The 22653-nt window shown below is 71.7% G+C and carries 18 protein-coding genes; 9 read left to right on the top strand and 9 right to left on the bottom strand.

Translation table 11 applies throughout. The features are described from left to right. Positions 1-3: 3 nt before the first annotated feature. A complete protein-coding gene (locus tag O1G22_RS23355; protein WP_270083098.1) occupies positions 4-2400 on the top strand; it encodes an HAD-IC family P-type ATPase in 2397 nt (798 codons plus the stop codon). Between the two features lie 4 nt (positions 2401-2404). Here O1G22_RS23355 and O1G22_RS23350 read toward each other — a convergent pair whose 3' ends face one another. Then, a complete protein-coding gene (locus tag O1G22_RS23350) occupies positions 2405-3976 on the bottom strand; it encodes an FG-GAP-like repeat-containing protein (protein WP_270083097.1) in 1572 nt (523 codons plus the stop codon). Positions 3977-4067: 91 nt separating this feature from the next. Next, entirely contained in the window at positions 4068-4535 is a 468-nt protein-coding gene (locus O1G22_RS23345; protein ID WP_270083096.1) for a hypothetical protein, read from the bottom strand. Between the two features lie 846 nt (positions 4536-5381). On the opposite strand from O1G22_RS23345, the gene O1G22_RS23340 reads away from it, so the two are divergent. The 3 genes from O1G22_RS23340 (at position 5382) to O1G22_RS23330 (ending at position 10294) form a co-directional block, all read left to right on the top strand. Next, entirely contained in the window at positions 5382-9413 is a 4032-nt protein-coding gene (locus tag O1G22_RS23340; protein ID WP_270083095.1) for a polymorphic toxin-type HINT domain-containing protein, read from the top strand. 26 nt (positions 9414-9439) lie between these two features. Then, positions 9440-9814: a hypothetical protein gene (locus O1G22_RS23335; RefSeq protein WP_270083094.1), complete on the top strand. Its 375-nt coding sequence runs from the start codon at positions 9440-9442 to the stop codon at positions 9812-9814. 111 nt (positions 9815-9925) lie between these two features. Next, positions 9926-10294, top strand: a complete 369-nt coding sequence (locus O1G22_RS23330) for a hypothetical protein (protein WP_270083093.1) — start codon at positions 9926-9928, stop codon at positions 10292-10294. A gap of 50 nt (positions 10295-10344) precedes the next feature. On the opposite strand, the gene O1G22_RS23325 is transcribed toward O1G22_RS23330, so the two are convergent. From O1G22_RS23325 to O1G22_RS23305, 5 genes are all read right to left on the bottom strand, one after another. Beyond that, positions 10345-11175, bottom strand: a complete 831-nt coding sequence (locus tag O1G22_RS23325) for a hypothetical protein (protein ID WP_270083092.1) — start codon at positions 11173-11175, stop codon at positions 10345-10347. A 291-nt stretch (positions 11176-11466) separates the two neighbouring features. Continuing rightward, positions 11467-11922: a class IV adenylate cyclase gene (locus O1G22_RS23320; RefSeq protein ID WP_270086503.1), complete on the bottom strand. Its 456-nt coding sequence runs from the start codon at positions 11920-11922 to the stop codon at positions 11467-11469. 298 nt (positions 11923-12220) lie between these two features. Continuing rightward, positions 12221-15364, bottom strand: coding sequence for a sacsin N-terminal ATP-binding-like domain-containing protein (locus O1G22_RS23315; protein ID WP_270083091.1), 3144 nt, complete (start codon positions 15362-15364; stop codon positions 12221-12223). 85 nt (positions 15365-15449) lie between these two features. After that, positions 15450-15935, bottom strand: coding sequence for a GNAT family N-acetyltransferase (locus O1G22_RS23310; protein ID WP_270083090.1), 486 nt, complete (start codon positions 15933-15935; stop codon positions 15450-15452). Positions 15936-15968: 33 nt separating this feature from the next. Next, positions 15969-16895, bottom strand: a complete 927-nt coding sequence (locus tag O1G22_RS23305; protein ID WP_270083089.1) for a DUF3027 domain-containing protein — start codon at positions 16893-16895, stop codon at positions 15969-15971. A gap of 275 nt (positions 16896-17170) precedes the next feature. Here O1G22_RS23305 and O1G22_RS23300 point away from each other — a divergent pair, with 275 nt between their 5' ends. From O1G22_RS23300 to O1G22_RS23285, 4 genes are all read left to right on the top strand, one after another. Beyond that, a complete protein-coding gene (locus tag O1G22_RS23300; protein WP_270083088.1) occupies positions 17171-18574 on the top strand; it encodes an MFS transporter in 1404 nt (467 codons plus the stop codon). 120 nt (positions 18575-18694) lie between these two features. Further along, entirely contained in the window at positions 18695-19174 is a 480-nt protein-coding gene (locus O1G22_RS23295) for a DUF2771 domain-containing protein (RefSeq protein ID WP_270083087.1), read from the top strand. Beyond that, positions 19144-19932: a futalosine hydrolase gene (locus O1G22_RS23290; protein WP_270083086.1), complete on the top strand. Its 789-nt coding sequence runs from the start codon at positions 19144-19146 to the stop codon at positions 19930-19932. Before O1G22_RS23295 ends, O1G22_RS23290 begins: the two co-directional genes overlap by 31 nt. Then, positions 19919-20779 (top strand): 1,4-dihydroxy-6-naphtoate synthase, encoded by an 861-nt coding sequence (locus O1G22_RS23285; protein ID WP_270083085.1) that lies wholly within the window; start codon positions 19919-19921, stop codon positions 20777-20779. Before O1G22_RS23290 ends, O1G22_RS23285 begins: the two co-directional genes overlap by 14 nt. A 425-nt stretch (positions 20780-21204) precedes the next feature. Here the strand turns inward: O1G22_RS23285 and O1G22_RS23270 are convergent, their stop codons facing one another. Then, positions 21205-21588, bottom strand: coding sequence for a cold-shock protein (locus tag O1G22_RS23270; protein WP_158922086.1), 384 nt, complete (start codon positions 21586-21588; stop codon positions 21205-21207). A 176-nt stretch (positions 21589-21764) separates the two neighbouring features. On the opposite strand from O1G22_RS23270, the gene O1G22_RS23265 reads away from it, so the two are divergent. Continuing rightward, on the top strand, positions 21765-22022 hold the full coding sequence (locus tag O1G22_RS23265) for a hypothetical protein (protein ID WP_270083084.1): 258 nt from the start codon (positions 21765-21767) through the stop codon (positions 22020-22022). Here O1G22_RS23265 and O1G22_RS23260 read toward each other — a convergent pair. Then, a complete protein-coding gene (locus O1G22_RS23260; protein ID WP_270083083.1) occupies positions 21992-22615 on the bottom strand; it encodes an HAD family hydrolase in 624 nt (207 codons plus the stop codon). The two genes, O1G22_RS23265 and O1G22_RS23260, sit on opposite strands and share 31 nt — an antisense overlap. Positions 22616-22653: the final 38 nt, after the last annotated feature.

Here is a 22653-nt window from a genome sequence, read left to right as displayed (position 1 = left end):
TACATGACCCACATAGACGCGGGTGCCGAACTCGATCCGGTGCATCCGGTGGCCCTTCCGATGACCGGGTCGGCCGGGCTGACCGGTGCCGAGGTGGCGGAGCGGCGCTCGCGCGGTGAGGTCAACGACGTCCCCGTGCGCAGCAGCCGTTCGCTCGGGGAGATCGTCCGGGCCAACGTCTTCACCCGGTTCAACGCGATCATCGGCGTGCTCTGGCTGATCATGCTGTTCGTCGCGCCGATCCAGGACAGCCTGTTCGGCTTCGTGATCCTCGCCAACACCGGCATCGGCATCATCCAGGAGTGGCGGGCCAAACAGACCCTCGACTCGCTCGCGGTGATCGGCGAGGCCCGGCCGACCGTTCGCAGGGACGGGACGGCCGTCGAGGTCGCCACCCATGAGATCGTCCTCGGCGACCTGATCGAGATCGGGCCCGGGGACAAGATCGTCGTGGACGGGGCGTGCGCGGAGGCCGACGGGCTGGAGATCGACGAGTCGCTGCTCACCGGCGAGGCCGACCCCGTCGTCAAACGCCCCGGCGACCCGGTCATGTCCGGCAGCTTCGTGGTCGCGGGCGGCGGCGCCTTCCAGGCCACCAAGGTCGGCCGCGAGGCCTACGCCGCCCAGCTCGCCGAGGAGGCCTCCCGCTTCACCCTGGTCCACTCCGAGCTGCGCACCGGCATCTCCACGATCCTCAAGTACGTCACCTGGATGATGGTCCCGGCGGCCGTCGGGCTCGTCATCACCCAGCTCGTCGTCAAGAGCAACGGCTTCAAGGACGCCGTGGCCCGCACCGTCGGCGGCATCGTCCCCATGGTCCCCGAGGGGCTGGTACTGCTCACCTCCGTCGCCTTCGCGATCGGCGTCATCCGGCTGGGCCGCAAGCAGTGCCTCGTCCAGGAACTCCCGGCCATCGAGGGGCTGGCCCGCGTCGACACCGTCTGCCTGGACAAGACCGGCACGCTCACCGAGGGCGGCATGGACGTCACCGAGCTGCGCACCCTCGACGGCTACGACGAGACGTACGTCCGCAAAGTGCTCGGCGCGCTCGGCGAGTCCGACCCGCGCCCCAACGCCTCCCTCCAGGCGATCATCGACGCCTACCCCGACAGCGACGAGTGGCGCTGCGTGGAGTCGCTGCCGTTCTCCTCGGCCCGCAAGTACAGCGGGGCCGCGTTCAGCGAGGGCGACGGCGAGACCAGCACCTGGCTGCTGGGCGCCCCGGACGTGCTGCTCGCCGACGGCGACCCGGCCCTGGCCGACACCGAGCTGCTCAACGAGAAGGGGCTGCGCGTGCTGCTGCTGGCCCGCGCGAGACGCGATCTGGACGACCCCGAGCCGGCGCACGGCGCCCACCCCACCGCCCTGGTCGTCCTGGAGCAGCGGCTGCGGCCGGACGCCGCCGACACCCTGCGCTACTTCGCCGAGCAGAACGTCCGCGCCAAGGTCATCTCCGGGGACAACGCGGTCTCGGTCGGCGCGGTCGCGGCCAAGCTGGGCCTGGAGGGTACGGCGGTGGACGCGCGGCGGCTGCCCGGCGACCCGGCGGGGATGGCGCGGGCTTTGGACTCCGGGACCGTCTTCGGCCGGGTCACCCCGCAGCAGAAGCGGGACATGGTCGGTGCGCTCCAGTCCCACGGGCACACGGTCGCGATGACCGGCGACGGCGTGAACGACGTGCTCGCGCTGAAGGACGCCGACATCGGCGTCGCCATGGGCTCGGGCTCGGAGGCGACGCGGGCGGTGGCGCAGATCGTGCTGCTGAACAACAGCTTCGCGAGCCTGCCGTCGGTCGTCGCCGAGGGGCGCCGGGTGATCGGCAACATCACGCGCGTGGCGACGCTGTTCCTGGTGAAGACCGTCTACTCGGTGCTGCTGGCGGTGCTGGTGGTGTGCTGGCAGGTCGAATACCCCTTCCTGCCACGGCACTTGACTCTCCTGTCCACCCTCACCATCGGCGTCCCGGCCTTCTTCCTGGCCCTCGCCCCCAACACGGAGCGGGCGAAACCCCATTTCGTACGACGGGTGATGCGGTACTCGATCCCGGGCGGCGTGGTGTGCGGGGTGGCGACCTTCGTGACGTACCTGATCGCCCGTCACTACTACTCCGCGCACGACCGGTTGGACGCCGGGACCAGCGCGGCCACGCTGACGCTGTTCCTGATCTCCATGTGGATCCTGGCGATCATCGCCCGCCCGTACACCTGGTGGCGGGTCACCCTGGTGGCCGCGATGGGCGTGGCCTTCCTGTTCGTCCTCGCCGTCCCCACTCTGCAGAAGTTCTTCGCGCTGAAGCTGGTGGGGATGACGATGCCGTGGACGGCGGTGGGGGTGGCGGTGGTGGCGGCGGCCGCCCTGGAGTTCCTTTGGAAGTGGGTCGACCGCCGCTTTCCGGACTGATGGTTCAGACCGAGGGCCACATGGTCCGGCCGGCCGCGAGCCCGCCCTTGCCGTCACCGGCGTACAGGCGCAGGTCGCCACCGGCGGTCAGCACGGCGAGGTCGGCCTTGCCGTCGCCGTTGAAGTCGCCGCCGAGCACCCGGCGCATGCTGCCCCAGGACTTGTCGGGCCACATCGAACGGCCCTTGTCGAAGGTGCCGTCGGCCTTGGCCAGGTAGAGGCTCAGGGAACCGTCCGAGGCGACGGCGGCGATGTCGTCACGTCCGTCGCCGTTGAAGTCGCCGGTGGCGATGTGCTTGTTCTTCCAGGTCTTGTCCGGCGACATCGACTTCTTCTGGTTCACCAGGTTGCCGTCGCCGTCCCTCTTGTACGTGTAGAGGGAGCCGTCGGGCCACTGGAACAGCGGGGTGTCGTGTCCCGGGGTCGTGCTGTGCAGGGTGGCGACGGGCAGGCCGTCCTTCCAGGCGGCGTCGTTCCACAGCTTGGCCCGCGTCCACAACGTCGGGGTGATGGAGTGCTTCGAGGCCAGGAAGAGATCCCCGCCGTCCTCCACGGTGATCGCTTCGAGCCCGGTTCCCGCCTGGAAGTCGCCTGCGACGAGTTCCTTCACACCGGAGCGGCCCAGGGAGTTCAGGTAACTGCCGTACTCCAGCGTGCCGTCGGGACGGCTGGTGAAGACGTGCGCCGTGCCGTTGGCCAGGACCGCCGCGATGTCCGTGCGCCCGTCGCCGTTGAAGTCGGCTGCCGTGACGGCGTCGCCGACGTACTCCTTGCGGGTCTTCAGGCGTACCTGCTGGATCCATCCGGCGATGTCGTCGACCCGGGTCGCGACGGCCCCGGTGCGCGTCTCCGTGGAGCCGAAGCAGCCACCGCTCCAGGAGCGGGCGACCACCGCCACCAGCCTGCCCCGGCCGTCGAGCACCGGGCCGCCGGCGTCTCCCGGGCACAGGGCGCCGCCGCCGGAGCCGGGGGAGATCGCCAGGGTCGAGGCGTCCACGGCGTCCACACCGAAGGACCCGGTGTGCGCCCGTCCGGGAACCCACTCTTCCTTGGTGCGCCCGTACCCGACGGCCCTGAGCTGGTCCCGCACGGCGGGAGCGGTGCTGCCCACCACGGCCGCGGTGATGCCGGGGAACGGCCCGTCCAGCGGGTTGTCGATGGTGGCCGCGTTGTCGATCCGCGCCATGACCAGGTCGCGGTCGGGGTGCGGGACCAGCTCCACCACCTTCTGCTTGACGGTCTCCGTCGCGTCGGGCCCGTTCCCGTCGACGGTCACCACGGTGGTGTGCGCCGGCGCCCCGGCGGGGACCTGGCCTGCCTGCTGGGGGTCGGTGGCGAAGCAACTGGCGGCGGTGAGCACCCACTGGGCGTCGACCAGGGTGCCGGAGCAGGCGCGTTCGTCGTCACGGCCGACGTTGATGTGCACCTTGAGCGTGTACTGGTCGGCGCTGTCGGCGACCTGGTCGCCGACGACGGACTGGGCCGGGGGTGCCAGCAGCAGTCCGGTGGTGAGGCCCGCCGTCAGGACCCCGGCCACCGACACGGTGCGCTTCCCGCGTGTACGGGGCTGTGTCACGTCTTCCTCGAATCACAAGGCCTGTTCTGCGGACGCAGCAGGCATGTCGGATCCGTGCACGCAGCGCGCACGGACATCGGGCAGTGGCTGGTCAGCCGGTGACGCGCAGTTCGACGAGCACCGACCTGGCTCCGCCGGCGGTGCCTTCTCCGACGGATTCGAAGCCGCCCTGGGGCACGTTGACGGTCGTGGTCTCGCCATTGGCCGTCAGGTCCGCGCTGACCGGGTGGTCGGGGGCCTCCACCGCGAAGACACGGGGAAGTTCGAGCGTGAGGCGGCCGCTCTTGCCGAGGGCCTTGAAGCAGTAGGTGCCCTGGCGGCCGACGGACTCGTCCTTGACGGTCTGCACGCGGATCTGCTGGGCGGCCAGGTCACAGTCGGCGAGGAGGATGTGGCCGTCCCCCTTCTTCAGCTTGATCCCCTTCTCCGCCAGGATGCGGTCGGCCTGGGGATAGCCGTAGTCCTCGACAGCGACGGGCGGAGCCGAGGCGGGCGGGGGCGTGGGCGGGTCGTCGGCGGCGGCGACGGACACCCCCGCCAGCGTGGCGAAGCCGGCCACGACCGCGGACACCATGATTTTTCGGGCGCGGAAAGGCACGCAGGAGTCCTTTCAGTAACGGATCCTCAGGAAAGGGGATATCGCTCGGAATGCGATGAACGAAAAGCCTGGGAATACGCCGAAGAAGTCAGGCGAGCGCCGGAAAACCCCCCGTTGAAATCCCCTGGCCGGATGCCACCGCTGGTCAGACGGAGGCAAAGGCAAGCAAACGCTAGCCAAAGCCTGACCGCCCGTCAATACCGCATAAGCCCGCGGTCGGACCAGCCCCGAGGAAATCCAAATAAGATGTAAATATCGCCTTGAAGGTTGCACGCAAAGGCCATGAGATGGGCCACATTGCCTCGCGTTGGTGGACCCTTGGTCGTCCGACTACGGTGTGCGGCACGTAATGCCTGCTGCGCAGGGGGGGCGCCTGCCGTCGGCAACTCGGTCCGATCACTGACCAGTTCGGACCGGGTCCTGCCGGAATTCGCCGCGGTCGCGCGGTACCCCCTGCGACAGGTGCACGAGGGGGGAAGAGGACACAGATGAAGAGGCCCACGGCTGCCGGTACCCCGGTCGCCGGCACCGCGGTTGCCGAGCTGCGCCCACGGCGCGGGGACGCCTCACGTCCGTACTGACGGCGCCGTCGCCACTCACGTCCCGTCCCGATCCGGCCCCGGACGTGCCTGAGGGCTGCCCGCATGCGGTCCCGTCCGTGACCGCGCCCGCTCTGCCGTTCGCCCCCCCACCCGGCCTCCGGCCCTCAACGGACCGGAAAACACACACTCTTCCGAACGAGCAAGGAGCCCCATGGGTAGGAAACAGCGCCCGCCCGCGCGAAAACGAAGAGCCATCCTCACCAGCGTGTCGTGGGCGGCGGCGACGGCGGTCCTGGCCGGTCTGCTCACCGCGTACCCCGCGGCCGCCGACGGCACTCCGGGCGGCACCCCGGACGGCACGGTGGAGCCGTACCACCCGACCGCCCGGCAACAGGTGGTGGAGATCTGGGCCACCGGCGGCAGCGAGGTCAAGGAGGCGGCCGAGGCCGCTCTCGTCGGCAGCGACGACGACATCGCCACGTTCCTCACGACGTACGGGGACCGTCAGACACAGGACTACCGGGTCGCGGCGGCCCAGATCGGCGACCTGGGCGGGGAGAACACCCTCGACGCGGTACGCCAGGCGCTGAACGGTCCGGAGAGCGGTCTGGCCCAGTTCCTGAAGAACGGGTGGCAGGGCGCCTTCCAGCAGGACGAGCGGGTCCTCGTCGCCCGTGCCATCGACGCGGGCGGCCCGGAGGTCCAGGCGCGCGGCCGCGCGGCCCTCAACGGCACGCCCGAGGACATGGAGAAGTTCCTGGACTCGGGCCGGACCGAGGCACAGGAGCAGGACGACCGCGTCCTGGCGACCCAGATCGTCGCCGCCGGCGGGCCGCAGGTGAAGGCCGCCGGACGTCTCGCGCTGAACGGAACGATCGACGACGTCCGCGAATTCCTGGACGTCGGCCAGTTCGTGGCGCGCAGCCGTGACGAGGAGTACGCCAGCGTCGCCGAGTTGGCGGACCAGGCGGAGCAGGCCGGCAAGGTCGCCGCCAAGGAGACGAAGGCCGCCCAGGCCGCCGCCAAGGAAGCGATCGAGGCCTCGCAGCAGGCCAAGGAGGCCGCTCAGAAGGCCGCGAAGGAGGCCGCGGCCACCAAGCAGGACTCGGCCGATGCCGCACGCGCCGCCAACCGGGCGGCGAGCGCCGCGTCCGGAGCCGCGAGCGCCGCACAGCGGGCCATCGCCGCGGCCGACGCCGCCAACAGGTCGGCCCGCGTGGCCGCGGCCGCCGCCGCCCAGGCGGCATCCGCCGCGGTCGGTGCCGCCAACGCCGCCGCGAACGCGCGCAGCGCCGCCGCGGCGGCCGCGACCGACGCGAGCCAGGCGGACGCGGCCAAGAAGGCCGCCCAGCAGGCGAACGCGGCTGCCGCGGGCGCCAACAAGGCAGCCGACGCCGCCGACCAGGCCGTGAAGGCCGCCACGGCCGCCGGTGACGCCGCCGCCTCCGCGGCGGACGCGGGTGCCAACGCCGCCGCGGCCGCCGACGCCGCCGTACAAGCCGGCCAGTACGCCGGAGAGGGCAGCGCCGCCGCGGCGAACGCCCGGGCCGCCGCAGCCCGGGCGCACCGACAGGCCGCCGAGGCAAGCCGGGCCGCCGGCGACGCCGAGTCGCTCGCCCGCAAGGCCGCCACGGCCGCCGGCGACGCCCGCGACGCGGCACGGTCGGCCGCCGCGCACGCCATCAACGCGGCGAACGCGGCGAACGAGGCCGCCAAGCACGCCGGTGAGGCGAACGCCGCGGCCCAGCGCTCCACCGAGCACGCCAACGCGGCCACCGACGCGGCGAACACCGCCTCCAAGGCCGCCCAGCAGGCGCAGACCGTGTACACGCTCGCCCGCCAGGTGGAGAGCGCGGAACTGCTCGCCCGCACCAACGCCGGCATCGAGAACGCCCGCAATCTCAAGGCCGAGGAAGAGGCCGACGAGGCCGCCCGCAAGAAGGACGCGGACGACGCCGAACAGCGCCGCCGCACCGCGGACGACCTCGCCCAGAAGGCTCAGAGCGGTACCGGCGACGACGAGATCGCGCGGCTCGGCCGGCAGCTCGCCATGGCCGATGCGAAGGACGGCAAGCCCTGGATGCGCGCCGCCGCCCAGACGGCACTGGGTGCGGACACCGCGGGTGTCGTCGCCTACGTGCGCAGCGGCCGCACCGAGGCCCAGCAGCAGGACGACCGGACGGACGTCGAGCGACTGGCCGAGGAGAGCGCCGTCAAGGAGGTGCGCGACGGCGCCGAACAGGCGCTCAAGGGCGACGCCGCCACCGTGAGCGCGTTCCTGCACGAGGGCCAGTACACGGCGGGCAGCGAGGCGTTCCGGGTGGCGGTGGCGCAGGCCGCCGACACCGGCGGTCCCATCGTCAAGGAGAGGGCCCGCAAGGCGCTGGACGCCGGGACCACCGACTCGTACCGGGCGTTCCTCACCGACGGCCTCGCGAAGGCCCAGGTCGAGGACGACCGGGTGAAGGCCGCCCAGCTGGCCGACAGCGGCACTCCGGAGGTGAAGTCCGCGGCGCGCATCGCGCTGGAGGGCCCCTCCTACCTGCTGCACCAGTTCACCGAGTCCGGCCAGTACACCGCCCAGCGCAAGGACATGCTGTCCCTCACGCACCAGCAGCAGGTCCAGCAACTCGTGGCGCAGGCGTCCGAGGTCGCGGCGAAGGCCCAGCAGAACGCGGCGAACGCACAGATCACCGCGGCGCATGCCCGCAGGGCGTCCACGGACGCGGACAAGTGGGCGGCGAAGGCGAAGGACTCCGCTCGCCAGGCGGGTGATTACGCCAAGGAAGCCGAACAGCACGCCAAGGACGCCGAGGCCTCGGCACAGCAGGCGGCGGAGTCGGCGCGGACCGCGCGTGCCGCGGCCGACCGGGCGAACCAGTCGGCGCACGACGCGGCGGTCTCGGCCAGCGACGCCACCGTGTCGGCCGAACTGGCCCAGAACTCCGCCGGTTCCGCGTGGGCGGCTGCCGCCGAGGCGAAGGCCTCCGCGGACCGGGCCGGCAAGAGCGCGGCCGAAGCCCTGAAGGCGGCGAAGGACGCGTTCACCGTCGCGGTCAAGAAGTACCGCGAGGAGGAGGAGACACGCCGGCGTGAGGCCGTGGCCAAGAAGGAGGCCGCGGAGAAGAACCCGGGCTCACGGGCCGAGGAGCTGTACCGGTGCGGCATCGTCGGCTGCGACGCCGTCAAGAACCCGGGACGCTGGTGCCAGCACAACGAGGTCTACTGCGACGTACTGTCCAAGACCCCGGAACTGGAGATCCTGGTCGACAACTTCACCTGGTTCGTCGGGACCGTCACCGGCCTCGGCTCGCTGGACCAGATGCAGAACTGCGCCGAGAAGGGCGACCTGGAGGCGTGCTGGCAGCTCGGCCGCGACATGGCGGTCTCGACCAAGTTCCGCATGATGGGCACGGCCTACAAGATGCTGATGAGGCTCGAACACGGCTGCGGTGAGTGCTTCCTGGCCGGCACCCGTGTCCTCATGGCGGACGGCAGCCACAAGCCGATCGAGAAGCTCCAGCCCGGGGACCTGGTCCGGGCCACCGATCCGCTCACCGGCGAGACCGGGGCGCGGCATGTCACCCGGCACATCGTCACCAAGGACGACAAGCACTTCGCCGCGGTGACCATCCGGGGCCCGACCGGCGGCCTGAGCAAGATCACGGCCACCTACGACCACCCGTTCTGGAGCGTCAACCTCCGCGCCTGGATGCCCGCCGCCGAGCTGGTGCCGGGCGACAGTCTGCGCACGGACAGCGGTGCGACGGCGACCGTCGTCGCCAACCACGCCTTCGACCGGCAGGCCGTCACCTACAGCCTCACGGTGGAGGGGCTGCACACGTTCTACGTGCTGGCCGGCCAGACCCCGCTGCTGGTCCACAATTCCGCGTGCAAGGTCCTGGTGCTCGGTCTGAAGGAGCACATCGACGAGGACACCAAGAGCCTCGACGGGTACAACCTGATGGATCCCGAACTGGACAAGGAGATCGGCAAGCTCCCGGGCAACGTCCCGTACACCGAGTGGATGAACAGGGTCAGCGCCGCGATGCGCGACAATCAGAAGATCGCGGTGAGCCTGAAGGGATTCCGGCCCGTCAACGGCACGTACCAGCAGAAGTTCGACGCGGCTGTGGAGGCCGGACAGGGAAACAACTGGGGGGCCACGGAGTGGGAGATGGCCCAGCTCGAATACCACTACCGGGTGGGGAACCTCGACTGGGAGAACGTGAAGTTCTACGGCGATGACGGTAAAGAGGTCAAGATCGACCCGCCGAAACCCCCGGCGAAGAAGTAACAGAAGAAGTAACAGGTGACAGGAATATGGTCGAAACCTTCCGGTCCGACCGGACCTTCACGGTGTGGCAGTACACCGTCGCCCACCACCAGCGGGTGCTGCTGCGCAGTTCCCGCCCGACGGAGTCGGACGCGCGCATCGACCTGCACGTGGGCGGTGTGAGCGGAATGCTGCTGCGCCCCTCCTACCAGGGGCTCGTGATCCGTGAGGGAACGGCCGAGGAGAGGGACCACGTGGTTTCGGTCCTGGGTCCGGAGGTCTTCGGACGAGGAGAACTGCTCCATGTGATCGGGGAGGAGCGCATGACGGGTTTCATCGCCGGCGGGCCGCTCCAGTGCCGTGAGATGTACGCGGACGACGACGCCCCGTCCGGTTTCCTCCCCATGCCCGAGACCGCTTGAGATCACTTGAGCAGAACCGCTGTACGTCCAGGCCCGGCATCGCGCCGGGCCTGGACGCCGTCTGTGGAAGATCCAGAAGGCACGAGGAAACACGGAGAGACGCGGAGAGAGATGACCGAACTCTTCCGGTCGGAGCGCACGTTCCAGGTGTGGCACTACACGGCTGCGCACGGTGACCGGCTTCTGCTGCGGTCCCCGCTGGGCCGGGACAGTCCCCGTATCGACCTGTACGTCGACGAAGTCCGAGGGCTTTTGCTGAAGCCGCTCTACCGCGGCCTCGTGATCCGAGAGGGCACTGAAGAGGAGAGGGAGCGGCTGGAATCCCTTTACGGCATGTCCGTCCCCGCATCCGCTCATCTGCACGTCGTGGGCGAGGACCGCATGCGCGGCTTCGTCATCGGCGGCCCGCTGCTCCGGCACGAGGACCAGGGCGAGTTCAGGGACCCGTCCCACTTCGGCCCCATCCCCGGAACCCCCTGATCCCGGCAACGCTCGGCCGGGAAGCCCCAGCCGAGCGTTTTTCGAGTTCCTTACTTCGCGCCGACGTACACGCCCGTGGCGCTGACCGCCGGGGTGGTCGAGTAGCCGCCGAAGGAGTAGCGCCAGTAGCCGCTGTAGTTCACGGTGGCCGTGGTCTTCAGGTTGCCGTACGAGTCGGTGTACACCGTCTTGATCGTGGTGTACGTGCTGGTGCCGGCCTTGCGGAACTGGAGCTTGACCGGCACACCGGAGAAGCCGTGGTAGAGGTGGTCCTGCCAGTTGGCGCGGGAGAGCTTGCCCGACACGGTGACGCTCTTGCCCTTGTAGACGGACGTCGAGCTCACGCTGGTCGTCAGCTTGGAGTTGCGCTGGACCAGGGTGGTGCCGAGGCCGCCCTGCTCCTTGAAGCCGACCTTGCTCATGTCGGGGTTGCTCTGGCTCTGGCCGTTGAAGGCGATGGCCACGCCGCCCACGCTCCAGCTGCCGGCCCAGGCGTTCTGCAGGTCGCCGTCGGCCGGGTGGATGTCGACGGAGCCCTTGCAGGTGGCCGTCGTCGACGAGGTGGCGGTGCAGGTCGCCGGGTTGTCGCCGTACAGCCTGGGGGCCGTGGTGCCGTAGGTGCCGTGGTAGAGGAAGGCGCCCGTGTAGAAGTCCTTCGCGGCGATGTTCACGGTGGAGCCGTGCGTCAGCGTGTACGCGTACGAGACGCTGACCTCGCTGGTCGTTCCGACCTTGACCGCCTTGGCGATCGAGACGTTCGAGAAGCTGACGTTCAGCGTGTACGGGGTGCCCGAGTTCGGCGCGGCCTGCGCGGCCGGAACTGCGAGGGCGGTAAGGGCCAGGGCGCCGGTGACGGCGGCCACGGTGGCACGAATGCGCATGTGCGTTCCCCTGAAGGGAGAAGAGATCGTGGAGTCGGTTGACTCGCGTGATCAGATCCGCGACCCCGGGGGCTGGTTGTACGACAAGAATGATTTCCGGCCAGATTTGGGGCGGGGATTACCTGATCATGGCGTAACCGATGAACAGGCAGGGCCCGCCGAGGGGGCGGCCCACTACGGCGCTCAGTCACAGCGTCGTGGGGTCCGGCCTCCCAGGCGTCTCCCCGCCGCTCATGCCGCCACCCGTCTGAGGCCGTCGACCCGCCGAGGCCGGGAGACGGGCGCGCAGTGTCATCGACGCTGCGCTGCAACGGCCCCGGTGCACGTCTCCCGCGTCAGGTCCTCCGGGCCAAGCCCGAGATCTGCGAGCACTGCCCGAACATCCTCCAGGGCTGCAGCCAAGTCCGCCTCGTCCACGAGGGTCTCCACCTCAAGGAATGTCCCGTCGATCTCGGGTACACGTACGAGTGTGGCGAGCATGCGTCGGCCGTAGGCTTCGAACTCGTAGTTGCGGCACCGCTTCTCGAAGGCGATGACGGGCACGTGCCCGAGACCTCGGAGGATCGCATGGGCCGCTTCGGTGTCCTGGACGCGGGTTTCGTGCTCCGGTTTCGATCCGGACTCCTGGTCGACTGCGGCGCCTTTGAAGGTGAGTACCGTCCGGGTGCTGTCCGCGCCGTGCACTGTGCGTACTCGCAGCTCCTGGTCTGCCTTGGCCCGGCTGATCGCGGCCGGGTTGCACGCGATGGCAGACGACTCCGAGTAGCCCCGGCATCCGCCCCGGCAGAAGGGGCCCCATGGCGACCGCAGGGTCAGGGCCGCGCCCCCAGAACCCCGTCCCGTCGGTGTCCCGCAAGACGCCGGCGGGACGGGTCACGTCAGCTGTGCCATCGGCGACCGAACCAAAGGTGGCCCGCTGAGCCCTGACCAGCTCCGCTCGTCTGCCTCGCCTGACTCGATGCGCTGCTGCGGGGAGCCCCCTCCAGGGGGACGGGTGCCTCAGCGAACCGAGTCGGGCCGGCAGGGGGGCGGGGGGGATGGACCCTCAGTCGAACCAGCGGTCCCGGGCCAGTTCCTCCGTCCTGGACGGGTCCTCCAACAGGGCGGCCACCTCGAAGCGGCGGGGCCACTGGCCGGCCGCCCAGGCCAGGCCGGCCGCGACGCCCTCCAGGGTGGCCGCGTGCAGCACGCCGTCGTCGGTGAGGCGCCAGTCGATCTCCACGGCGTCCACGACCAACTCCTCGTGCTCGACGTACGTCTGCGGCGTACGCGGTCCGAGCAGGACCCGCACCGACTCCGGTACGTCGTGCTCGGTGCCCTCCGAGTGGACCTCGCCGGTGACGGACTCGCTCAGCCGCCGCACCTGGAACAGTTCCGCCAGCTCGGCGGCCCGGGCGGGCCGGACCGGCAGCAGCGGGACACCGGAGGTGAAGGGCAGCAGGTCGGGCGAGTCGACCACGACGGCGTCGGCGGCGTCCACGACCGTCACCCGGCCGTCGACCACGGCCCGCAGCTCGTCCGGCAGGGTCACCTGCTCGGGGTCCAGGTCGGCCAACGCGCCGTACAGGCCGTGCAGTTGGGCTGACGTCACCGGCCGGTCGGGATCGGCCAGGCGGTCCAGCAGCTCGGCGGCGCCGCCGGGCTCGTCCAGCAGGGCCGCGACCGAGGTGCGCACCCCGAGGGCGCGCAGCACCTGCTCGTCCTCGAACCCGGTCGCGTCGGCCTCGTCGTACAGGCCGTGCAGCAGCGGGTCGCCGCCGGCTGCCAGGAGACCGGCCGGGCGGCGGCCGTCGATGACCGGGTGGCCGCGCAGCCACCACGCGGTGTACGGCCGCACGACCTCGTGGGTGCCGTCGGGCAGCAGGACGCGGACCGGCTGGGTGAGGGCGTCGCGCAGCGGCCGCTGGGCGAGCAGGGCGAGTGCCTCGGGCCAGTGGTCGTCGTCCACGAGGTCCAGGTCGCGTACGGCGATCAGCTCGGTGGCGACCGGCGGTACGGGGCTGTCCGGGAAGCGGTCGAGGATGTCCTCGCACCACACGTCGACGGCATCCAGCAGTCCGGCGTCGTCGGGCTCGGCGAAGTCGCCCTCCCGGGGCTCCAGTTCGTCGGGGTCGAGGACGACATCGGTGGCGCGGACCAGCGCGAAGCCGGCGAGCACCCCGCAGGCGGTGAGCGGCTGCTCGCCCCACTTGTCGGCCATGTCCTGGTCCACGGCGGCCAGTTCGCCGTCGCGGATGACACGGGCGAAGGGGCTGCCCGGGAGGACCAGCTCACCGGCGGGCGCGAGTTCGCCGTCCTCGTCGGGCAGTGCGAGGGCGCCCAGCCAGGGCTCGTCACCGGGCTCCAGCCCCGCGTCACGCACCAGCGCCAGAACCGTGTCGGCGAGTTCCTCGGCGTCGGGCGCGTCCTCCTCCCAGCCGATGCCCTCGTCCTCCAGCGAGGCGGCGACGGCGGCCCGCACCTGCGGGGTGGTGAGCACCGCGCGCGGGGTGGCGGGCAGGGCGCCCAGCTTCTCCAGCAGCGGGTGCGCGGCGTCCTCGTGGGCGACCTTCAGCCCGAGCCGGCCGAGGACGTCCGGGTGGATCAGGGCCGCGTCCGGGGTGGGGAGGAGGACCTGGCGGGGGCCGATGGTGGTCCGGCCGTCGGCCAGCGGCACGGGAAGGCCGGACAGCCGATCCGGGTCGACCCCGGCGAGGCTGTCGTAGAGCCGCCACCACCAGTCGGGGTCCTTCTCCAGGCCGGCGAGGCGGTCGACGGCGTCGGCGAGGGAGAGCCGGGCGACGCCGAGGCCGCGCAGCTCGGCCCGGCGTTCGAGGCCGGCGGGCAGCAGGGTGGGCAGCACCTCGGCGAGCACCCGGACGGTCTGGGCCCCGGCGCCTTCCACGATCTCCGCGTCCCGGGGCCGCAGCGCCTCGGGCAGCTCGTCGTCCTCCCCGGGCTGGACGGCGGGCGGCAGGAAGGCGAGCCGGGGCAGGCGCTCCAGCACGGCCTGCCGCAGCGCGCCGTCCAGCTCGCCCTTGCCCAGCGGGCCGGGCACGAGGTCGATGATCCCGTCCGTCACCGGCCGCCAGCCGGCGAGGAGTTCGGTGTACGTGTCGGCCGCGCGCTGTACCAGGAAGTCGGTGAGGGGGCCGGGGGCGGTGTGCCGGCGGGTGGTGTCGAGGGGGAAGGAGGCGATCAGCAGGGCCGGGACGCCGAGGGGCTCGTCGCTGGGGGTGGGCGCGTGCACGACGGGCGCGGTGCGCGGCCGTGCGGGCCGCCCGTCCTCGTCCTCGGGTACGGCCCAGGTCACGGACCAGTGCGGACGCAGCCGCTCCTCGACGGGCCGGTCGGCGAGCAGTTCGGCGGTGAGCGGCCCGTGCGCCGCGGCCGTGCGCCAGCGCGTGGTCCCCGTGCGGGAGTCCTCGACGACTACGACGGTGCCGCCGTCGTCGGCGGCACCGGTACGGCGGCGCAGGACGCGCGGGGCGTCCCCGCCGGCCTCGATGACGACCTCCGCCAGCCCGGGCAGGGCGAGGAGCAGGGCGTCGTCCACGGCGTCCAGGAGCCGCTCGGCGAGATCGGCGGCGGCCGCGTCCCGCAGGGGCAGGATGACGGCGGTGTCGTACGGCTCCGGGGCGGTGCCCTCGGCGGCGAACGGCAGCCGGAGGAGGGGAACGTGCCCGTCCCTTCTGCGCACCTCGTCCCCGAGTCCGGGGCTGTGCCGGGCGATGTCGGCGGCCAGCTCCCGGACCTCGGCGAGGGACCAGCGGACACCGCCGTGCCGCCCCACGATCGCGGGCTCGTCCGTCACCGCGAGTACGGCGGCGAACCCGACGCCGAACCGGCCCACGGCCCCCTGGGTGCCCTCGGTGTCCCGTTTGGCGGAGGCGCGCAGCGTGGACAGCGACTCGACGCCGGCGGCGTCCAGGGGGGCGCCGGTGTTGGCGGCGACGAGGACGCCGTCGCGGAGGGTGAGCCGCAGCCGGCCCGGGGTGTGGGCCCGCGCGGCGGCGTCGGCGGCGTTCTGGGCCAGCTCGATGACGAGCCGGTCCCGGTAACCGCCCAGGACCAGGTCCTCCTCGGCGTTGGCGTCCTCCCGGAAGCGGGCGGGGCTGGTGGCCCAGGCGTCGAGCACACCGCGCCGCAGCCGGGCCGTCCCGAACGGATCGGCACCCTCGGCCGCCGGCCGCACGTACTTGCTGCTCACGTTCACACTCCTCGTCGACGTCGGGACGAAGGTACAGCGGGCCGGGGCGAACCCTGGCCTTCGCCCGTCCGCCGGACTCGGCCGGTCAGGGAAAGGCTCGGTGGTAGCGCTGGCGGGAGCCGCCCTCCGGGCCAGGGGGTGCTGGGGCGGAGGGGGTGAAGCCCAGGTGTTCGTAGAAGGCTCGGGCGCCGCTCCGTGCCGCGCCGGGGTGGTCCTTGCCGAACGTGACGACCTCCAGGGAGGCCGGGGCGTGGACCCATCTGCGGGTGGCGTCGGTCAGCAGGGCGCGGCCGACCCCCGTGCGCCGGGACTGTTCCGAGACCACCAGCCAGTGCACCTTGTGGACGGGTGCCGTACCGCCGAAGAGCAGGGCGCCGAGCAGGTCCGTACCAGAGTCCTCGCCGTAGCCCTCCCCGGTCTGTGCGACCAGTGCCGTGGAGCGGCGGATGTGTTTCTCGACGGCACCGGTGAAGCCGGGGTCGTCCACCATCGGGCCGAACCAGTGCTCCACCTGTGCCGCCAGCCGGAGAAAGCCGGGCAGGTCCCGCCGCCCGGCGAGTCTGATGATCACCTGCTCAGTCTCGCAGCCGACCCCGGCCCCGGCTCAGGAGTGGCCCAGCTCCGCCGTCTCCTCGTCGGCCGGCTCCGGCACCGAGCCCGAGTCGCGGGCGGGACGCAGCGGGAAGGCGTCGACCTTCGTCTCGTCGATGACCGGCGGCGCCACCTGCGGGGGCTTCGGCATGACCGCGGCCTCCGAGTGCGCCCCGCAGCCGTAGGCGAGGGAGACCACGCGGCCGTCGGCCGGGGAGAACTCGTTGGCGCACACGCCGAAGGCCTGGCCCAGCGAGCCGCCGATCGGGTTGAGGAAACCGCAGGTCACGCACGTGGCAGGGGCCGCCTGAGCCATCGCCGTCTTCGGGCCGTACGCCTCCTCCCAGCGGTCGGCCGCGCTGTGCAGGCCGTAGCGGGACAGGACGCGGGCGCGACGCATGCCCAGTTCCTCGGCGACCGCGGCGATCGAGCCGCGGGAGGGGACGGTGGGCTGGACGGCCGGGGTGCCGGGGGTGACCTCGGCGTCCTCCGCGTCCGCCAGTTCTTCCATCTCGTGGGAGACCACCGAGTGCGGCGGCGGCTCCTCCTCGGCCGTGTAGCCCGGCTCCAGGCGCAGGTCCTCCTGGTCGGTGGGCAGGAGGTCGCCGGGGCCGAGGTCGCCGGGGCGCAGGCGCTCGCTCCACGGGACCCACTCGGGGGCGAGGAGGGCGTCGGGGCCGGGGAGGAGGACCACCTCGTCGAGGGTCACGATCTTGGCGCGGGAGGCGCGGACCACCGTCGCCGCCCAGCGCCAGCCCCGGTAGCCCAGTTCCTTGCACTCGAAGAGGTGCGTGACAACGCGGTCGCCCTCCGACACCAGGCCGACGTGCTCACCCACCACGCCGGGCGCGGCTGCCTCCTCGGCGGCGGCGCGGGCGAGATCGACCGCCTCGGCGCACAGACGGTCGGGGGTGCGGCTTCGCGTTGTCGCTGCGCTCACAGGTATCGCTTCTCTCCTACGCCGTCTCACGAGTGCGGCTGCCTCCGGCGGGTTGGCCGACGGAGCGGACCGGGGGACCGCATCGACGTCTGCATCCGCGCGCTGGGCGCACCTCTGCCATCCATTCTGCGTTATGGCTGAGATACGCACGCTACACCGAACAGGATTCGTGGGTTTTTCCCACCCGCCCACACACCCGCCCGTGCATCCCGCACCGCCGCCCCGCACACCCGACTCGCCCGGCCTCGCACTATCCACCCTCTTCTCGGGGCACTATGAACGTCGTGACAGCCGCGGACAAGGCGAGTGGTCGGAGCGGCGGTGCGGGACGCGTGGGCGGTGCCGTCCGCTCCGTCGGTCGCGCCCTGCACTTTCCGGTCACCGGGGCGGCCCGCGGGATCCGGAAGGCGACGCACGCCCATGGCGCGGGCGAGTCGGGGCTGGGCAAGCTGATCGAGCTGCACGCGGTGAACGGCGCCGGCGATGTCATGATCACCGTGGCGCTCGCCTCCACCGTCTTCTTCTCCGTGCCGACCGCCGAGGCCCGGGGCCGCGTCGCGCTGTATCTCGCCATCACCATGGCGCCCTTCACCGTCCTCGCCCCCGTCATCGGCCCCCTCCTCGACCGGCTGCCGCACGGCCGGCGCGCCGCGATGGCCGCGGCCATGCTGGCCCGTGCCCTGCTCGCGCTGATCATCTCGGGCGCCGTGGCGAGCGGCAGCCTGGAGCTGTACCCCGCCGCGCTGGGTGTACTGGTCGCGTCGAAGGCCTACGGCGTGGTCCGCAGCGCCGTCGTACCGCGGCTGCTGCCGCCCCGCTTCTCGCTCGTGAAGGCCAACTCCCGGGTCACCCTCGCCGGTCTGCTGGCCACCGGCGCCGCCGCGCCGCTCGCGGCAGGGCTGCACACCATCGGGGATCCCTGGCCGCTCTACGGCGCCTTCGTGATCTTCGTCGCGGGAACGTTCCTGTCGTTCACCCTGCCGCCCAAGGTCGACTCGGCCAAGGGCGAGGACCGGGCGCTGCTCGCCGCCGACGAGCAGCATCTGCACGGGCCGCTCAAGCGGGAGCAGATCAAGCGGCCGGGGCTGCGGACCGTCGGCCCCGCCGTCACGCACGCGCTCGGCGCCAACGCCGCCCTGCGCTGCCTCTCCGGCTTCCTGATCTTCTTCCTGGCCTTCCTGCTCCGTGAGCACCCGCTGACCGGCGAGAGCGCGGCGGTCTCGCTGGGGATAGTCGGCGTGGCCGCCGGCGCGGGCAACGCCCTCGGTACGGCCGTGGGGGCCTGGCTGAGATCGCGCGCCCCGGAGATCATCATCGTGACCGTCGTCGCCGTGGTCCTCGGTACGGCGGTCGTGGCGGCCGTCTTCTTCGGCGCGTTCCTGGTGGCCTGCCTCGCCGCGGTCGCCGGGTTCGCCCAGGCGCTGGCCAAACTGGCCCTGGACGCGCTGATCCAGCGGGACGTGCCCGAGCAGGTGCGCACCTCGGCGTTCGCCCGCTCCGAGACCCTGCTGCAGATGGCCTGGGTGTTCGGCGGCGCGGTCGGCATCGTGCTGCCGCTCGACGGCACCGTCGGGCTCTTCATCGGCGCCGCGTTCGTCGCCGCCGGCTGGCTGACCACCGTGAAGGGACTGCTCGCCTCGGCCCGGCACGGCGGCCGCCCCCGCGCCCGCGTCGACTGACCTGCCGGGGCGTAACGAACCGGACACGGTTTCCCGAACACAGGCACGGCTGGCGTAACGAACCGGGCACGCCGTACCCCACGTGGGCGGACGGCTCCGGGCGCCCGATAGCCTTCGGCCATGACCACGCTGCAATCCGCTGTGCGACGCCGCCGCGCCGTCGCCGCCGCCGGCGCCGTTTCCGCCGGACTGCTTCTGCTCTCCGCCTGCGAGAAGCCGACGCCCGTCGCGACGATCACCGTCGGCGAGAGCTCGGTCAACTCCGAGGCCCTGTGCTACAACGACGGCAACACGCTGGACGCCAAGACGCTGGCGAAGTGCGCCAAGAAGGTGAACGACGTCAAGTCGATCACCGTGGACACGGACGCCACCGTCCGCTTCGGCGTCGACCCGAAGATCGCGGACGAGGGCTGGGTCCTGCTGGTGAACGGCCGTCAGTTCACCGACGTCAGCAAGAAGACGTACCGCACCATCCCGGGCAGCGCGTTCTTCAACGCCCAGTACGGCACCGAGGGCGACACCAACACGGTCTCCATCCAGATGGGCGGCACCACTCCGGGCAAGGGACTGTGGTCCTTCAAGCTGAAGAAGGCCTCCTGACCACGCCTTCCGCACGCATCCTCGTAGCCACCGCGGTCCCCGCCGAACGGGACGCGGTGGCACGGGCGTTTTCCTCGCCGGACTCGCAGGACTCACCGGACTCGCCGGTGGAGCAGATCTGGCAGCCGGGTGTGGGACTGACGCGTACGACACGTACGGCCGGCGTCTGGGATCTGCTCGACGCGGGTGTCGGCCCGGCCCGCGCCGCCGCCTCCGTCTCCGCCGCACTCACCGCGGCCCGGCTCGCCGGTACCCCGTACGACCTCGTCGTCTCGGCCGGGATCGGCGGGGGCTTCCAGCCCGAGGCGCCCGTCGGCTCGCTCGTCGTCGCCCGTCGGATCACCGTCGCCGACCTGGGCGCCGAAACCGCCGACGGCTTCCTGCCGGTCACCGACCTGGGCTTCGGAACCGTCCACCACTACCCGCCGAGATCACTCGTACGGGTTGCCTGCCAGGCCACCGGCGCCCCGGCCGGCACCATCCTCACCGTCTCCACCGTCACCGGCACCGCCGCCCGCGCCGCCGAACTGCGCGCCCGGCACCCGCAGGCGCTCGCCGAGGGCATGGAGGGCTTCGGGGTGGCGGAGGCGGCCGACGCGCACGGGACGGCCGTCCTGGAGGTCCGCGCGGTCTCCAACCCGGTCGGCCCGCGCGACCGCGCCGCCTGGCGCATCGGCGACGCCCTGACCGCCCTCACCGAGGCGTTCGGGAAGCTCGCGCCCGCATTGGAGAGTTGGAACCGACATGACGACCAGTGAGCAGCAGCAGACCCTGCGGATCGCGTACTCCCCCTGCCCGAACGACACCTTCGTCTTCGACGCCCTCGCCCACGGCCGCGTGCCCGGGGCGCCCGCGCTGGACGTGACGTTCGCCGACATCGACATCACCAACGGCATGGCCGAGCGCGGCGAGTTCGACGTGCTCAAGGTGTCGTACGCCGTCCTGCCGTACGTCCTCGGCGAGTACGCCCTGCTGCCGTGCGGCGGCGCGCTGGGCCGGGGCTGCGGCCCGCTCGTCCTCACGCGGGAGGCGGGGGCGGACCTGACGGGCCGTACGGTCGCCGTGCCCAGCGAGAAGTCGACGGCGTATCTCCTCTTCCGGCTCTGGGCGGCCGACACCCTCCCCGGCGGGGTCGGCGAGATCGTCGTCCTGCCGTTCCACGAGATCATGCCGGCCGTGCGGGACGGCAAGGTGGACGCCGGACTGGTCATCCACGAGGCCCGCTTCACGTACCAGAACTACGGTCTGCACAAGCTCGCCGACATGGGCGAGCACTGGGAGCGGACCACGGGGCTGCCGATCCCGCTGGGCGCGATCATCGCCAAGCGCGCGCTGGGCGCGGACACGCTGACCCGGCTCGCGGATTCCATCCGCACCTCGGTACGGGCCGCCTGGGACGACCCCGAGGCCTCCCGGCCGTACGTCATGGCCCACGCCCAGGAGATGGACCCGGCCGTCGCGGACCAGCACATCGGCCTGTACGTCAACGAGTTCACCGCCGACCTCGGCGAGGACGGCTACGCGGCGATCCGCGGCCTGCTGACGCGTGCTGCGGCCGAGGGACTACTGCCTGCCCTCCCGCCCGAGGCACTCGCGTTTCCCTGACCCGTACGACACCGACAGCCGCCGGACAGAGTCCGGCGCAGCCGTCCGCAGCCCGCGAAGCGACGCAAGGACGGCAGACAAAGGCGCCGCGGCGATCCGCGGCCTGCTCACACGCGCTACGGCCGAGGGACTACTGCCCGCCCTCCCGCCCGAGGCACTCGCGTTTCCCTGACCCGTACGACACCGACAGCCGCCGGACAGAGTCCGGCGCAGCCGTCCGCAGCCCGCGAAGCGACGCAAGGACGGCAGACAAAGGCGCCGCGGCGATCCGCGGCCTGCTGACGCGCGCTGCGGCCGAGGGACTACTGCCCGCCCTCCCGCCCGAGGCGCTCGCGTTTCCGTGAGGCAATCCGGGCGCACGCGCGACGGCCGAGGGGCTGGTGCCGCCCCTCGGCCCGGATGTGCTCGTGTTTCGCTGACGGTCCTCAGACGTCCAGCTGGTCGGCGACCGCGCGGAGCAGGCCGGCGATCTTCTTGCCGGACGCCTTGTCCGGGTAGCGGCCCTTCTCCAGCATCGGGGTGATGTTTTCGAGAAGGGTCGTCAGGTCCTGCACGATCGAGGCCAGCTCGTCCGGCTTCTTGCGCTGGGCGGCCGCGACCGACGGCGTCGGGTCCAGCACGGTCACGGAGAGCGCCTGGTCACCGCGCTGACCGGCGACGACGCCGAACTCCACGCGCTGTCCCGGCTTGAGTACGTCGACTCCGGCGGGGAGAACCGAGGAATGGACGAAGACGTCACCGCCGTCGTCGCGGGAGAGAAAGCCGAAGCCCTTCTCGCTGTTGAACCACTTGACCTTGCCGGTAGGCACGTCTGTCCTCGTCCTCGTGTCTCGTCGGGAAAACTACTTCGGAAACGGCTCTTGATAGCACTACAGCGGGTCGACCATGACCCGCCGCTACCAAGCGCTACCAAGGCTAATGGTCTTCGGGCGGGTGACAAGACGTCCCCCGGTTGTTCACCGTGGCTGGGAACTACCCTGGTCCGGTGCGTGACAAAACCCAAACGAATTCCACCGAGCCCGGTGACCGGCTGATCCGCGCCGGTGCCGTCGTCTTCTTCCTCGGGGCGCTGGCCACTCTGGTCACGGTGGCCCCGCTGTTCCTCGGCGACAAGCCTTTTCCGACGTACATGTACCTGCTGAGCATGCTCATGGGCGTCGGTTTCCTGCTCGCCGCCGCCGGTGTGCTGCGGTCGGTGACGGCCGGCCGGCGTCAGGCGCGGGCGGCCGCCGCCGAACGGTAGCCGTCGAGCCAGCCCGGGAACGCGGACAGGTCGTCCAGCACGACGTCCGCCCCGGCCGCGTGCAGATCGTCGGCCGGGCACGGCCCGGTGGCCACGGCGACGGACAGCGCGCCCGCCGTACGCGCCCCGCGCACGTCCCCGACATGGTCACCGACGTACACGCCCGCGCCGTACTCGCGCAGCGCCCGCGCCTTCTGCTCGGCCCACAGGTCGCCCACGACCACGTCGGGTTCGATGCCGAGGTGCGCCAGGTGCAGCTTGGCGTTGGGCTCGTACTTCGCCGTGACGACCATGGTCCGCCCGCCGGCCGCCCGTACGGCCGCTATCGCTTCCCGCGCTCCCTCCATGGCGGGGGTCGCCGCGATCGCGATCGTCGGGTACATCTCCCGGTACAGGTCCGCCATCGCGGGGATCTGCTCCTCGGGGAACCAGTTGACCAACTCCTCCGCCAGCGGCGGCCCCAGCCGCGTCACCGCCAGATCGGCGTCGATGTACGTCCCGGTCCGCTCCGACAGCGCCAGGTAGCAGGCGCGAATGCCCGGCCGTGAGTCGATGAGGGTCATGTCGAGGTCGAAGCCGACGGTGAGAGTCATATGGGTCATTGTGCCGGGTGGCTGTCGTCTGCCGGTGC

Origin of the sequence: Streptomyces camelliae (assembly GCF_027625935.1) — a bacterium.
Taxonomy (GTDB): domain Bacteria; phylum Actinomycetota; class Actinomycetes; order Streptomycetales; family Streptomycetaceae; genus Streptomyces; species Streptomyces camelliae.
Note: the sequence above shows the minus strand (reverse complement) of the source record. Positions and strands in the feature narration are given on the sequence as shown.

Bases quoted from the DNA above. Each gene is read 5' to 3' on its own strand.
- O1G22_RS23355 (WP_270083098.1), top strand. From the start codon at position 4: ATGACCCACATAGACGCGGGTGCCGAACTCGATCCGGTGCATCCGGTG.
- O1G22_RS23335 (WP_270083094.1), top strand. From the start codon at position 9,440: ATGGTCGAAACCTTCCGGTCCGACCGGACCTTCACGGTGTGGCAGTAC.
- O1G22_RS23330 (WP_270083093.1), top strand. From the start codon at position 9,926: ATGACCGAACTCTTCCGGTCGGAGCGCACGTTCCAGGTGTGGCACTAC.
- O1G22_RS23325 (WP_270083092.1), bottom strand. From the start codon at position 11,175: ATGCGCATTCGTGCCACCGTGGCCGCCGTCACCGGCGCCCTGGCCCTT.
- O1G22_RS23300 (WP_270083088.1), top strand. From the start codon at position 17,171: ATGAACGTCGTGACAGCCGCGGACAAGGCGAGTGGTCGGAGCGGCGGT.
- O1G22_RS23295 (WP_270083087.1), top strand. From the start codon at position 18,695: ATGACCACGCTGCAATCCGCTGTGCGACGCCGCCGCGCCGTCGCCGCC.
- O1G22_RS23285 (WP_270083085.1), top strand. From the start codon at position 19,919: ATGACGACCAGTGAGCAGCAGCAGACCCTGCGGATCGCGTACTCCCCC.
- O1G22_RS23260 (WP_270083083.1), bottom strand. From the start codon at position 22,615: ATGACTCTCACCGTCGGCTTCGACCTCGACATGACCCTCATCGACTCA.